General features: G+C 39.1%; 17 protein-coding genes. 10 read left to right on the top strand and 7 right to left on the bottom strand.

All coding sequences use genetic code 11. The features are described from left to right. Position 1 precedes the first annotated feature (1 nt). The 10 genes from BM253_RS05245 to BM253_RS05200 all read left to right on the top strand — a co-directional run bounded on the left by BM253_RS05245 (position 2) and on the right by BM253_RS05200 (position 6,605). A complete protein-coding gene (locus tag BM253_RS05245; protein ID WP_013632611.1) occupies positions 2 to 562 on the top strand; it encodes a conjugal transfer protein TraO in 561 nt (186 codons plus the stop codon). A 12-nt stretch (positions 563 to 574) separates the two neighbouring features. Continuing rightward, positions 575 to 1,024 (top strand): DUF3872 domain-containing protein, encoded by a 450-nt coding sequence (locus tag BM253_RS05240; protein ID WP_091520326.1) that lies wholly within the window; start codon positions 575 to 577, stop codon positions 1,022 to 1,024. 109 nt (positions 1,025 to 1,133) lie between these two features. Next, a complete protein-coding gene (locus BM253_RS05235; protein WP_002978515.1) occupies positions 1,134 to 1,421 on the top strand; it encodes a hypothetical protein in 288 nt (95 codons plus the stop codon). A gap of 74 nt (positions 1,422 to 1,495) precedes the next feature. Further along, complete coding sequence (locus BM253_RS05230) at positions 1,496 to 1,807, top strand: hypothetical protein (protein ID WP_091520323.1); 312 nt, start codon at positions 1,496 to 1,498, stop codon at positions 1,805 to 1,807. Positions 1,808 to 1,893: 86 nt separating this feature from the next. Next, entirely contained in the window at positions 1,894 to 4,065 is a 2,172-nt protein-coding gene (locus BM253_RS05225) for a TonB-dependent receptor (protein ID WP_091520321.1), read from the top strand. A 4-nt stretch (positions 4,066 to 4,069) separates the two neighbouring features. Next, a complete protein-coding gene (locus BM253_RS05220) occupies positions 4,070 to 4,864 on the top strand; it encodes a cation efflux transmembrane domain-containing protein (RefSeq protein WP_091520318.1) in 795 nt (264 codons plus the stop codon). 158 nt (positions 4,865 to 5,022) lie between these two features. Beyond that, positions 5,023 to 5,334 carry a helix-turn-helix domain-containing protein gene (locus BM253_RS05215; RefSeq protein WP_002978523.1) on the top strand — a complete coding sequence of 104 codons (312 nt, stop codon included), beginning with the start codon at positions 5,023 to 5,025 and terminating at the stop codon, positions 5,332 to 5,334. Continuing rightward, positions 5,315 to 5,608 (top strand): helix-turn-helix domain-containing protein, encoded by a 294-nt coding sequence (locus BM253_RS05210; RefSeq protein ID WP_091520316.1) that lies wholly within the window; start codon positions 5,315 to 5,317, stop codon positions 5,606 to 5,608. Before BM253_RS05215 ends, BM253_RS05210 begins: the two co-directional genes overlap by 20 nt. Positions 5,609 to 5,886: 278 nt before the next feature. Then, the gene (locus tag BM253_RS05205; protein WP_091520313.1) at positions 5,887 to 6,174 is read left to right on the top strand and encodes a hypothetical protein; all 288 of its coding nucleotides are present in this window, start codon (positions 5,887 to 5,889) and stop codon (positions 6,172 to 6,174) included. Further along, entirely contained in the window at positions 6,156 to 6,605 is a 450-nt protein-coding gene (locus tag BM253_RS05200) for a response regulator (RefSeq protein ID WP_066436445.1), read from the top strand. The genes BM253_RS05205 and BM253_RS05200 overlap by 19 nt, the downstream gene beginning before the upstream one ends. 240 nt (positions 6,606 to 6,845) lie before the next feature. On the opposite strand, the gene BM253_RS05195 is transcribed toward BM253_RS05200, so the two are convergent. The 7 genes from BM253_RS05195 to BM253_RS05165 form a co-directional block, all read right to left on the bottom strand. Next, the gene (locus tag BM253_RS05195; RefSeq protein ID WP_245758450.1) at positions 6,846 to 7,151 is read right to left on the bottom strand and encodes a penicillin-binding protein; all 306 of its coding nucleotides are present in this window, start codon (positions 7,149 to 7,151) and stop codon (positions 6,846 to 6,848) included. 50 nt (positions 7,152 to 7,201) lie between these two features. Continuing rightward, positions 7,202 to 7,633 carry a hypothetical protein gene (locus BM253_RS05190; protein ID WP_066436453.1) on the bottom strand — a complete coding sequence of 144 codons (432 nt, stop codon included), beginning with the start codon at positions 7,631 to 7,633 and terminating at the stop codon, positions 7,202 to 7,204. Positions 7,634 to 7,637: 4 nt separating this feature from the next. Beyond that, positions 7,638 to 8,132, bottom strand: a complete 495-nt coding sequence (locus BM253_RS05185; protein ID WP_091520307.1) for a DUF1281 family ferredoxin-like fold protein — start codon at positions 8,130 to 8,132, stop codon at positions 7,638 to 7,640. A gap of 2 nt (positions 8,133 to 8,134) precedes the next feature. Beyond that, entirely contained in the window at positions 8,135 to 8,542 is a 408-nt protein-coding gene (locus tag BM253_RS05180; RefSeq protein WP_066436456.1) for a hypothetical protein, read from the bottom strand. A gap of 51 nt (positions 8,543 to 8,593) precedes the next feature. Beyond that, positions 8,594 to 9,667, bottom strand: a complete 1,074-nt coding sequence (locus BM253_RS05175) for a DUF932 domain-containing protein (protein ID WP_066436458.1) — start codon at positions 9,665 to 9,667, stop codon at positions 8,594 to 8,596. A 577-nt stretch (positions 9,668 to 10,244) separates the two neighbouring features. Further along, a complete protein-coding gene (locus tag BM253_RS05170; protein WP_091520304.1) occupies positions 10,245 to 11,495 on the bottom strand; it encodes a site-specific integrase in 1,251 nt (416 codons plus the stop codon). A gap of 323 nt (positions 11,496 to 11,818) precedes the next feature. After that, complete coding sequence (locus tag BM253_RS05165; RefSeq protein ID WP_091520301.1) at positions 11,819 to 12,250, bottom strand: hypothetical protein; 432 nt, start codon at positions 12,248 to 12,250, stop codon at positions 11,819 to 11,821. Between the last annotated feature and the right edge of the window lie 103 nt (positions 12,251 to 12,353).

The raw sequence follows: 12,353 nt of genomic DNA, 5'->3' as shown, positions 1-12,353 counted from the left end.
TATGAAAAAGTATATCTATACCGTGCTGTTTGTCCTGATAGGCATCACGGCTGCACAGGCGCAAAGAATGCTGCCGAAGCAGAAAGGATTGGAAATAAGTGCAGGTGTATTGTCCGATGATAAGATTGGCAATGATTACTACATCAGCGCAGCAATGACGGTAAACGGTAAGAATGGTAACTATCAGCTTTGGGCGTTGGAATATACCCACCAGTACCACGGGTATAAAGACCTCCGCATACCGCAGGAAACCTATTCCGCAGAGGGCGGTTACAGCTTCTTTTTGTTGGGCGATGCCCGTAAGAACATCACGCTGAATTTCGCCGTAACAGGTGTGGTCGGTTACGAAACCATCAACCGGGGCGAAACAATGTTGTACGACGGTGCGAAGATATTGAGCGAAGATAATTTTATCTACGGTGCAGGCGGTCGCCTCACTTTTGAAACGTACCTGTCCGACCGTTTTGTATTAGTCCTGCAAGGGCGTACAAAAATCCTTTGGGGTACGGATTTACAACAGTTCCGACCGTCAGCAGGTGTGGGATTAAGGTTTAACTTTTAAAACGTAAAAACGATGATAGCAATATTCAATAAATTCAGAACGGGGCTACTGCCACTATATGTATTCCTGACAATCCTCACAGCTTCGGTTACGTTGGTATCTTGCAGCAAAGATGATGACCTCGAAATACAGAACAATTTTCCTTTCGAGGTCAATGTAATGCCAGTGCCTAAAGATGTTGCAAACGGGCAGACCGTAGAAATACGCATTACCATACAGCGTACAGGCAATTACAGCAATACGCAGTATTTCCTCCGTTACTTTCAATTTGACGGGCAGGGAACATTGCAATACTACAACGAACCGCCGTATCAGCCCAATGACCTGTACCAATTACCAACGGAGCAGTTCAGGCTGTACTACACTTCAACGTCTGCCGTATCGCAGTCCTTTGATGTTTGGATTTCGGATAGCTTAGGGAACGAAAAGCAATTGAGCTTTCAGTTTAATAGTAGCGATTAAGTGCAACATAAGCGAAGATAAAAACCGACTTTACAGGTCGGTTTTTTGCTTTTCGACTTTCGGCATAGGATGTTTTTGTTTAATTTTACTTGATATAATTATAATCAATATGGATGCGGTTACTGCTCAATTAGTGCTTGGTATTATTCCGCTTGTTATCGGGATAGGGCTTATCTATTGGATAAGCCGCAGGAAATTTTACAGACGTAATGCTGTAGGTGCGGAGGGTTTTTCGAGCTTTGAAGCATCTGTATTTATCCGTTTTATAGAACGTGTTGGCAAGTGGATTGCCTACGCTTTGATTATTATCGGTATTCTTTTCATTTGGTCGTATTCGCAAATGAAAAAAGATAGAGAGAAAAAACAACAGGAAGTAAAAACGGAACAACAACGATAACTAAGCCTATTAGCTTTAAAAACCAAAATAAAGTTTGCGAGGCAGCACAATCAATTTTTATCTAACTTTGCAGAATGAAATTTATATCTTTAATATTAGCCGCCTATGTATTGCTTTTATCAGCAGTACCGACTTTTATTGAGGATAAATGTATGCAGAAGCATACTACCGAACAAGGACAAAACGGACAGGATGACCAAGATTGTAATAAGGGATGTTGCTCGCCTTTTTTTAGTTGCAACACCTGTACAGGATTTGTTTTAACTACTTTTCATTTCTCTATTGTCCATTCAGTAAAAGAACCGCAAAGAAAATTAGGCACAATGCCAACACCACCTATTTCTGATTTTCCCTTTTCCGTTTGGCATCCCCCACAACTTGCTTAATGTATAGTGCTTTCGGCACAAACTAATTGCAAGTGGTGTATCGCACCACTATCATTTATTTATTCACATTAAGTATCATTTTTACAATGAAAAAAATACTCATTGTGTCATTTTTTATGGCACTCAACCTTTGTGTATATGCACAAAATACATTCAAAGCTGTAATAAAAGACAGCGAGAAAAAAGAGCCTTTAATGGGTGTAACTGCACAGATTACAGGCACAACAATCGGAACAACTTCCGATGAAAACGGACAAATCATATTAACAGGTATTCCAAACGGTTTACAGGAAATTCAATTTAGTTATATTGGTTTTGCCCAACGTACCGACAGCTTTAATTTTCCGTTAGCAGATACAACCCCGATTGAGATTTTACTTTATGAAAGTTCAACGGAGTTAGACGGTATTGTTATTTCATCAACAAGAAGTACAAGAACTATACAAAATATCCCTACACGCATTGAGTTTATAGGAAGTGAGGAGTTAGACGAAAAAGGCAATATGAAAGCAGGGGATATTCGTATGCTTTTGAGTGAGAGTACAGGTATTCACGTACAAACTACGTCGCCCACAAGTGCCAATGCGAGTATCCGTATTCAGGGACTTGACGGACGATATACACAAATCCTTAAAGACGGTTTTCCGATTTATTCGGGAGCTTCAAGTGGTTTGGGCTTATTACAAATTCCGCCACTTGATTTAAAGCAGGTTGAAGTTATCAAAGGCTCAACTTCTACACTTTACGGAGGTGGAGCAATAGCAGGATTAGTCAACTTGATTTCCAAAACGCCAACTGATGAAAGAGATTTACGCTTTCATATCAACGGAACATCAGGGAGAGGTTTAGACATTAATGGTTTTTATGGGCAAAAATTCAATAAAATTGGAACAACTATTTTCGCTTCGCACAACAGAAACGGAGCTTATGACCCTGCAAAAATTGGTTTTTCCGCCATTCCAAAGTTTGAACGCTTCGTATTGAACCCTAAATTATTTGTTTACTTCAATGATAAAACGAAACTGAATTTTGGCATCAATACAACCATAGAGAACCGTTTGGGCGGCGATATACTTTACATCAAGGGCAAAGGGGATAATACGCATCAATATTTTGAAGAAAACAAAACACAACGCTATTCCACACAATTTGTTTTTGACCATTTAATTAATGAAAACAGTTCTTTTCAAATCAAAAACAGTGTAAGTTATTTTAACCGCAATACGGCTATTCCCACTTACGAGTTTGAGGGAACGCAAACAGCCACTTTTACGGAAGCTAATTATACTTACAGCAAAGAAAAGTCAGAATGGGTAACAGGCGTTAATATTTGGACGGACAATTTTAAAGAAAAGCAGATTACAGTATTTCCGTTAAGAGATTATAGCCAAACCACATTTGGGGCTTTCGTCCAAAATAATTTTAAAGCTACGGATTGGCTTCAATTGGAAGCAGGTTTAAGAACGGATTATGTTATAGATTATGGGGCTGTATTCTTGCCAAGAGTATCGGCGCTATTCCATATTGCAAACGGATTGACTTCACGTATCGGGGGCGGATTTGGCTACAAAACACCAAACATTTTTACCGAAGAAAGCGAACGCATACAATATCAAAACGTAATGCCTATTGATGATAATACCAATAAATTAGAAAAGAGCTACGGAGCAAATGCTGACATAAATTACCGTACTAATATTGGCGATGATTGGACATTTAGCATAAATCATTTATTCTTTTACACCTATTTGGATAACCCTTTGTTGCTTCAAAATATAACTGCAAATACTTATCAGTTCATCAATTCATCGGGCTACATTCATACCAAAGGAACAGAAACAAATATCAAAATCGGTTATGATGATTTTAAATTGTTTTTGGGCTACACTTTTACCGATACCCGATTGATTGAAAACGGAACAAATACCGAAAATCCACTAACACCAAAACACCGCATTAACTCTGTACTTATGTATGAAATAGAGGATAAATGGAAAATCGGTTTGGAAGCCTATTATTTTAGTCCGCAAAAGCTCAATGACGGAACAACAGGAAAAGACTATGTTATATGTGGATTTATGGCTGAAAAGATTTGGGAAAGGTTTTCGTTATATGTCAATTTTGAAAATTTCCTTGATACAAGGCAGACACGTTTCGACAACATTTATACAGGTACAATAACCAACCCTGTTTTTAAAGACATTTATGCACCATTGGACGGATTTGTCATTAATGGCGGAATAAAATTTAGACTTTAAGAAGATGAATAAAACCATATTCAATATAACTAAAATGGATTGCCCAAGTGAGGAGCAATTAATCCGTATGAAATTGCAGGATTTCGATATGGTAAAGTCATTGGAATTTGATATTCCCAGTAGAAAACTAAATGTTTACCATAGTGGAAACCCAGAGCCGATTTTTTCAGCTTTGGAAACCTTGAACCTAAATACAACGCTGATTTCAACCGAAGAAACTAACGCAGTTGTTGAAACAGATACAAGCAATAGCCAACGGAAACTACTATGGACGGTATTGATTATCAATTTCGTTTTCTTTGGATTGGAAATGTTGTTCGGTATTTTTTCCAATTCAATGGGATTGGTAGCGGATAGCTTGGATATGCTTGCAGACAGTATTGTTTACGCTTTGGCATTGTTTGCTGTTGGGGGTACGATTGCAAGAAAAAACAATATCGCCAAATTTGCAGGTTACTTTCAAATTCTGTTAGCCGTTATCGGTTTTGTTGAAGTTATCAGACGTTTTATCGGAATAGAAGCGATGCCCGATTTCAAAACAATGATTATTGTTTCTGTTTTGGCATTGATAGCCAACGTACTTTGTCTTTACCTGTTGCAAAAGAACAAAAGCAAAGAAGCACATATGCAGGCTTCGATGATTTTCACTTCCAACGATGTTATAATCAATTCGGGTGTTATCATTGCGGGATTATTGGTCAATTGGCTCAATTCGAGTTATCCGGATTTGATTATTGGGGCAATTGTATTCGTGATTGTGGCAAGAGGTGCATATAGAATACTGAAGTTGGCAAAATAAAATAGCAGCAAATCATAGCCCCGAAATTCGGGGCTTTTTTTGTACCAAATCTTACTACTAACGCCAAACGCTGCCTTTCAAAGCCAAATCCTGCAACATTCTCCAACGCTGCAATAAGCCTTTATAAATTCGACTTCCACAGAAAAATTGAGCAGACTATGGAAGTTATCGCTATACAAAAATCCGCATTGGACGGAATGAAGAATGAGCTAAGGGAACTTTTGGAAATGACCGAAAATGCCACGAGGAAATACACGCCGATTTTCAAAAAGGAGAAATGGCTCGATAACCAGGAAGTGTGTTTGATGATGAACATTACCAAACGGACTTTGCAGACCTATAAGGACAAAGGCTTATTGCCTTATTCCAAACTGAACCGTAAAAATTATTATAAACTCTCGGACATACAGGCTTTGCTCAAAGCCGGGCAGCCCTACAACACAAACGACAATGGACTTATTAACGAATGACACCGAAGAAATCATTGCCCATCAGGAAATGATAATGCAGTTGCGAAACCGTATCGAAGAAATATTAAAAAACTATCGTCCTGTAATGAACGGGGAAATTTATTTGTCGGGCGAAGATGTGTGTAAGCTGCTCCATATCAGCAAACGAACTTTACAGCAATACCGTGATGACAATATCCTGCCGTATATACAGATAGGCGGTAAGATTATTTATAAGGAAAGCGATATTCTGACAATACTTGAACAGAATTATATTTCACAAAAAACAGTTTGACTGTAATCTTTTTTGTACTATATGCAGTCAAAAAGGCACGAGTTTAGTATCTTTGTTGTCGAAAATATAGAAAATACTTAAAGTGTTTTTGCTTTAAGTCCCACATTGAAAACTGGTAATTTTTAGACAACGGGACAGATAAGTAAGAACGCTCACGTCAAAAGGCGTGGGCGCTCGCTTATTCGTTGTCGGGCATACCAGTGCCTCAATGTGCGGTAAGTGTAGTTGCCTGCGCTCTTTTTTTGTGCCAGGCATCCACAACCTAAAACATTAAGGCTATGGAGAATGAGCATATTTTTTACCCCGAATTTGACTATCCTGCATCCCATCTATCTGCATTCACTCTCTGCATTGATGTTTTTATCGTATCTCTTAAAAACGGGGAAATTGTTCGTTTCAAGCCTCACGAAATAGCACACTTTAAAGAATGGCTTAATCATTTTAAGGTCAGGGACATTACGGTTAATAATGGCTTACCTCACGTTGACAGAACATCTGATTTATCTAAGTCTAAATACGGATTTTTCAATTTTATCAAAAGAAGAAAATGGGTAAAGAAAAAATAATTAAGATAGGAATGATAGACGACCACGACTTACTTAGGAAAGGTATCTGCGATTTTATACGGGACGACGATAATTTTGAAATCGTATTTGAAGCGGAAAACGGCAAATTAGCACTGAAAAAAATGGAGCAAATTGAAGTTATTCCCGATATAATGGTTGTTGATATAAATATGCCTGTAATGAATGGTTTTGAAACTGCTAAAGCATTGCTTGAAAAATATCCGCAAACCAAAATCTTGGCTTTTAGTATTAACGATGATGTGCAGGATGTGGTTAAAATGCTTAATAGCGGGGCAAAAGGGTATATCCTGAAAGGCGCAGACCCCGAAGAACTCAAAAAAGCCATCACGGTACTAAACGACGGAGGGCGTTATTTCAGTGCAGGTGTAGCTGAAGTAGCAAAAGAATATTACAAACAGTTTCCGCAATAGCAGGTTTCTTTGTTACTTTCTTTTCCGCTGAACTCACGAAAGAAAGTAATCACTCTAATCTAATTATGGGATAACGAATATCCCACGCAATAACGCTGCAACCTGTTTGGTAAAATGAAAAGGATTTGTAAGGGTGCATTTTGCTAAAGGGGATTGCACCAATTTAAAGCAAAAAGACTGCCCGACCATCGGGAGGATCTGTCTTTTTGCCGCCCGACTTTTCGGGTCAGGCGGCTTGTATTAGTTAATCGTTTTTAAATACTCGTAGTATCTTTCCGTTATATCCTTTCCTTTCCTGAAAGTGTCATTGGTATAACTGTAATGCTCTTCAAAAAACTTAACTTCTTTAGTGGTAAGGTCTATTAAATAGCGGTAATATGCGTTTATCCGCCTTTCATCCATCGTGCAATACTCTTTAAGCATTAAGAGTTCTTGCTCGCTGTTATCAAGGGATAACAAGGGCAAAAAAAGCCTTTCAACGATATAGCCCTGTTCGGGTGCGCTGCTGCTGTCGGCAACGCATACAAGGGATTTACCGTTACTCAATTTGATGTGAAGATTTGAACGTGTCATAATTTGAAATTTGATTTTTCTGATTAAGCAATTAATTGGGTTAATAAAAATTCTTCCGTCCAAAATTCTTCGCTCGTATGCTTCCCGTATGCTGTATAGTAGCCTGTACCGTTTGCCCTTAATACAAGCCTGTAACAGTCCAGTCGGTTTTCAGGTACGGTAAACGTTTCCTGCTCTTGCTCGTCAAGCTCCACAAATATCCATTCATTACCGTTTAGCAATTCTTCAATATTCGGGTTGTCGTTTTCGCCTGTCCTATAAAAATCTACTGCTGTATCATAGTAATTCATTGAGCAGAAATAGTGATTGCCCTCTAACGGCTTAACTAATGCAAGCCGTTTTGCCTGTTCTGTTTTCCATTCTTCGGATAGGTGGATAATTGCAAACTCGCAATTATCCCATTCGCTGTTGGCTTTAACCAAAATATGTGCTGTCGCTTTATCTGATAGTTTCATCGTTCTAAATTTTAATGGTGTTTAATTGATTTTCGCTTTTACGCTCTAACAAAGTGTCGAGTATTTCCCATTCGCTGTCGTACTCCTTGCCCTCAAAATGGTAGGTATCTGTTTCCTCGTCTAATTCGTAACTGTCAAAGTCCTGGCTATCTAAGCAGGTGTCGTTTAGTATGCCGTTTTCAAATATTGCCTGACCATATACTAAGCATCCTAATTCCTCATAGTCCTGTGTGAAATTCACTTTGAAATGTTCGGCTATCTGCTTAACGGCATCCGTATTTGGCGACCATTTTGTTTCATACTGGAATACACCCGCACTTTCATTGTCCTGACTGATATTGTAGAAATAATCTCCGTGCGTGTCCTGTACGAAATGGGGTAAATGCCCGCAGTTGTCTTTCTGTTCCTGTTCAGCCATTGATTTGAATAGCTGTGTTATCTGCTCTATTGCTTCGGCTGTTCCCTCAAAAACAACCCAGTTGTTGCACCAATTAGCCATAATTATTTATCGTTTAAGGTTATCTGTAAAAATTTGTCGTTCCCGAAAAGCAGGTGTATCGCCTGTTTTAATTGCGGGTCGCATTGTGCATCCTCTGTATATTCAATCAGGCAGTGGATAGCGAAAATTGAATTGTGTCCGTCAAAAAAATGGTCTGTAAACCAGTTCGGGCGTTTCCAAAGTGGTTCATTCTTGTCTATGCCTTTTTGTGCATTCTGCACAAGCCTGTACCAAAATTCAGCGGTAAAAAATCCCTTTTGATACCAACCCTCACGAAAGGCGGTTTCATTTTGCAGGAAGTAGTCGCATTGCGTTTTTATAGCGTTTTGCAGGTTCTCCAGTTCTGCGGGAAACAATTTGCACAACAAGCCCGCTTTATCGAGGTTGTCCATTTTATCTAATGCTTTCATATCTTTTATTTTTAGTAGGCGACCACCTTTGCAGGCAGTCGCCTTTGATGATTAATTGAAGTTGAAAATCTCTGCTCCTGAATAGGCAAAGTCTGTACACAGTTCAAAGGCTTTTTGTGTCTTTAGCTGTGCTGTACCGCCCATTACAATAGATTGTAGTTTGGCTTCGCCATCCCTGTAATTGCGTACATTCTGAAAGTAACCTGTAACAGCATTGTAAGCCCCGAATAATGTGCCTTTGGTAGTTGCCATTTGTTGGGTGTCGCTTATCATAGCGTATTCAAAGGCATCATCTACGGTGTTTTTAAACACGGTGGAAACTTCATCTTCCGCACCTTTTTTGAGCAGGTTAAGCGTTTCTTTGTTCGGGCAAAGTGCCAACTGGATTAGCTTTCTTACTTCTCGGTCTGTTACCCTTACTTTAGCCCAATCGTTAAAGATGTTCTCTAACTGCGTGCTTAGTGTGTTGGCAAGCCCCATAACCTTGTGAGCATTTTCGAGGCGTTGTTTTGCTCCTGACGTGTGTTTGATACGCACTACATTGGTCATACTCCGCAATGATGCGTTCAGGGTGTTTTGACATACGATACGGATAGGTGTAAACGCTGCGGTAATACTTCCACTACCGTCGTGGCTTGTGGTTAAGAAGATGTACTTTTCTGTAACATCGTCGCCGTTACCTACACGGATATAGTCGGGCAGCTTGGCAGTGATAAAAATACGCTCCCCGTTACCCAATGCTCCTGCGGTTTCGTACAATATTCCCTCGCCTCCGCCTACAATAGCATCAAAGAAATTGAACGCCTCACGGTTTTGTACAATATGGTAGTCTTTGCCTACTACACCCAACGGTGTATTGGTGTCGGTGCGGAGGGTGGCGAAACTGTTAGGTACTAAGATGTCATTGGCTTCAATCAGTTCTCCGTTTTCGCCTATGCTCATTGTTCTGCCCTGTGTAAACAGTGGAGATTTGATAACCTCGTAATCTAAACCTGCGTGTACGATTGCTTCCTCGCTTGTTGGGTACTGCTCTACGATTTGCCCCAAACCGTGCCACGCTTTTTGCTGAACGCTAAAGAATGAATGACGTCCTGTTTGCTCGTTGAAATTGATGTTGTGTGCCATAATGCTAAAATTTTGATGTTTGAAAAAATGTTATTTACTCACTCGCTTTTCTCGTTTCCCGCTTCCCGTTGTGGTTTGCTCCGCTTCGCTTCGCATAAATTTTTCCAAAAGAAAAACCGGAAAAAAGAAAGCAGATAATCCAAGCGGGCAACAGCGTAAAACCGAAAGGAAACGGAATAAGTCCCGGAGGGTGGCAAGGCAACACACAGCAATTCGGCGAAGCCAGCATTTTGCCTTGCCATTATGCCGTAGTCTTTTGGTTGGGCGTGTGAGGTGGCTGCCCGCTATAACTTAGCTGCCTTTTTACCGGTTGATTGTGGAAATTTTCTGTTCTAAATTTTTATGGCATTAATGACCAGGCTATGATAGCCTGTAATAGGGATTTGAAAAATGGAATAGCAGGGAGCGTTAGATAAGGGTTTCGTTTTTCAATTTTCTATTTCTGAAGTAGGTAATAAGCTCTTTTACAGCGTTGGATTGCGTAGAGGAAAATAAATGTGCTTTACCTACACAAAAAGATAGGCATAAAAAAAGCAGAACCGTTAAGTTCTGCTCATTGAGATTAGATAAAAGCTGATTAGATTGCCATCATAAACGCTTCTTCCATTGCCTTGAATTTAGGGGTAACTAAATCCATATCCTTACTGATTTTTTGGCTTGTGATTTTAGCGTAAATCTGTGTGGTGGAAATATTTTTATGCCCCATCATTTTGCTAAGACTTTCAAGCGGTACGCCCTCGGTCAAAAACATTGTTCCGAAAGTATGCCTTGCCGTGTGAAAAGTTACTTTTTGCTCCGTAATGATTTCTGCCTTTTCAACCAGTTTGCCTATGTGAGTATTGCAGGTTGCATTGGTCGGAACCGGAAAGATAAATTCATTCCTTGTCGTACCCTGATATTTCTCAATGATACGTTTAGGGATTTCCATTAACCGAACATTTGAAGCAATATCTGATTTCTTTCTCCTGCTGATAATCCATTGATGACCGTCAAAGAATGATTGAATATTGTTCCTTGTCAGTTTCTTAATATCCGCATAAGCAAGTCCGGTAAAGCAACTGAAAATAAACAGGTCTTTTACCAGTTCATACCGTGGATGGGACGGTACGCACATCATCAGCTTTTCTACATCTTCTTTAAGGATATAACCCCGGTCGGTTTCCTCCATACTGATTTCGTAATCCTGAAACGGATTATCACGTATCAAGCCTTTTTTAATAGCCAGTTCCACCAGACTTAATACGGGCATCGTGTACACCCAAACCGTATTATGCGAAGACTGTAAGTTGTACCGGAGGTAAAAATCAAACTCCCGGATAAAATCGCCAGTCAATTCCCGGAAAGCCATATCATCACGATGATAGCGTTCTTTTATAAAGGTGGTAAGATGATTGTAAACCGTGAAATACTTGTTGTAGGTGCTTTGTGAGCGTTCTTCCTTTTCGACCAATTTTTTAAAATCCTCATTTTGGTCGTTGAAAACTTTTAGGATAGCATCATCCATTACACCAACACCCAAGAACGATAGCTTTACTTTTTGGGCGGTTGCAAAGCCCTCGTGCTTCAACATATCTTCATAAATCTTGTCGATACGCCCACGTATGTTATCCAGTCTTTTATTGATGCTTAATGCCTGCACACTTTTGCCCTGAACTCTTCCGTGTTTCAAATCCCAATTATTGGGGTCAATTTCTAACTTTGTTCCGAAAGTTTTAGGGGTTCCGTCAATGGTAATACGGGCCATAATTGGCGCATTACCGTTCTTTTTCAGTTCGTTCTTTTTCAAATAGAAAAGCAGTTTGAACGTCGATTTTTTTGTCTGCTCCATAACTCAAATGTTTAACGTTTAAAATTAAATTACATTGAGTTACAAGGGAATGTAGAAAAGGGTGCAAAAAACTGAAATATAATCAGTTAAGCTATGCTGTTGCCTTTGTCAATCGGTAACGAATTAGTAACCTAACCTTGTCAATTTAAGCCCAAAACCTACCAGACACCGACTTCCGAACTAAGACTACTCTTTTTATAAAGCCTTGTATAGCAAAGGTTTTAACCGTTTTGCTTATTTTTGCTTTTTACTAATCTTTTTTATAAAAAAATAAAAAACAAACACATACATCATTAATATAATATCTACTGTAATTACAGCTGCTAAACAAGCAAACTGTTCATTTCTTTCTTTACATATTGCTCATTATCATAGCTTAAAAAACCAAGTGGCGAATAATTGTGGTAACGTTTGCAATAGTTTCCAAAAGTTGATGAAATTTTAAGGTGTTCTACCTCACTTTTACGGCTGTTAAGGTATTTTTCAATATGCTCTTTACTGTGATTTGCCTGTGAGTTTGCAAACGCGAGTAGCTCTTTAATTCCGTCGCAAAACCATTGTGCTAACACGTTTTCCTTATCAATTGGCTCAAATTCGCCGGTATTGCAACTGTAATGCAAAGTAATGTCGGTTTCAAACCTAAAATTAAAATCTGCAAGATTTGCCGATACAATGCTTATGTTAAATTGCTCTGCAGATGTAATGCTGTTACCTAATTCTAAGTCAAGACAAATAATATTTTTACTGCTAAACATTTTATTGTTGTTAAATACGTTAATAAAACGCCCGACAAATCAATATCGGGCGTTTTCACCTAAACCAAAGGTTTAAATTCTATTTCAAAGCATAAGGTTAAGT

Origin of the sequence: Paenimyroides ummariense (assembly GCF_900115115.1) — a bacterium.
Lineage (GTDB): Bacteria > Bacteroidota > Bacteroidia > Flavobacteriales > Flavobacteriaceae > Flavobacterium > Flavobacterium ummariense.
Note: the sequence above shows the minus strand (reverse complement) of the source record. Positions and strands in the feature narration are given on the sequence as shown.

Bases quoted from the DNA above. Each gene is read 5' to 3' on its own strand.
- BM253_RS05245 (WP_013632611.1), top strand. From the start codon at position 2: ATGAAAAAGTATATCTATACCGTGCTGTTTGTCCTGATAGGCATCACG.
- BM253_RS05240 (WP_091520326.1), top strand. From the start codon at position 575: ATGATAGCAATATTCAATAAATTCAGAACGGGGCTACTGCCACTATAT.
- BM253_RS05235 (WP_002978515.1), top strand. From the start codon at position 1,134: ATGGATGCGGTTACTGCTCAATTAGTGCTTGGTATTATTCCGCTTGTT.
- BM253_RS05230 (WP_091520323.1), top strand. From the start codon at position 1,496: ATGAAATTTATATCTTTAATATTAGCCGCCTATGTATTGCTTTTATCA.
- BM253_RS05225 (WP_091520321.1), top strand. From the start codon at position 1,894: ATGAAAAAAATACTCATTGTGTCATTTTTTATGGCACTCAACCTTTGT.
- BM253_RS05220 (WP_091520318.1), top strand. From the start codon at position 4,070: ATGAATAAAACCATATTCAATATAACTAAAATGGATTGCCCAAGTGAG.
- BM253_RS05215 (WP_002978523.1), top strand. From the start codon at position 5,023: ATGGAAGTTATCGCTATACAAAAATCCGCATTGGACGGAATGAAGAAT.
- BM253_RS05210 (WP_091520316.1), top strand. From the start codon at position 5,315: ATGGACTTATTAACGAATGACACCGAAGAAATCATTGCCCATCAGGAA.
- BM253_RS05205 (WP_091520313.1), top strand. From the start codon at position 5,887: ATGGAGAATGAGCATATTTTTTACCCCGAATTTGACTATCCTGCATCC.
- BM253_RS05200 (WP_066436445.1), top strand. From the start codon at position 6,156: ATGGGTAAAGAAAAAATAATTAAGATAGGAATGATAGACGACCACGAC.
- BM253_RS05190 (WP_066436453.1), bottom strand. From the start codon at position 7,633: ATGAAACTATCAGATAAAGCGACAGCACATATTTTGGTTAAAGCCAAC.
- BM253_RS05185 (WP_091520307.1), bottom strand. From the start codon at position 8,132: ATGGCTAATTGGTGCAACAACTGGGTTGTTTTTGAGGGAACAGCCGAA.
- BM253_RS05180 (WP_066436456.1), bottom strand. From the start codon at position 8,542: ATGAAAGCATTAGATAAAATGGACAACCTCGATAAAGCGGGCTTGTTG.
- BM253_RS05175 (WP_066436458.1), bottom strand. From the start codon at position 9,667: ATGGCACACAACATCAATTTCAACGAGCAAACAGGACGTCATTCATTC.
- BM253_RS05170 (WP_091520304.1), bottom strand. From the start codon at position 11,495: ATGGAGCAGACAAAAAAATCGACGTTCAAACTGCTTTTCTATTTGAAA.
- BM253_RS05165 (WP_091520301.1), bottom strand. From the start codon at position 12,250: ATGTTTAGCAGTAAAAATATTATTTGTCTTGACTTAGAATTAGGTAAC.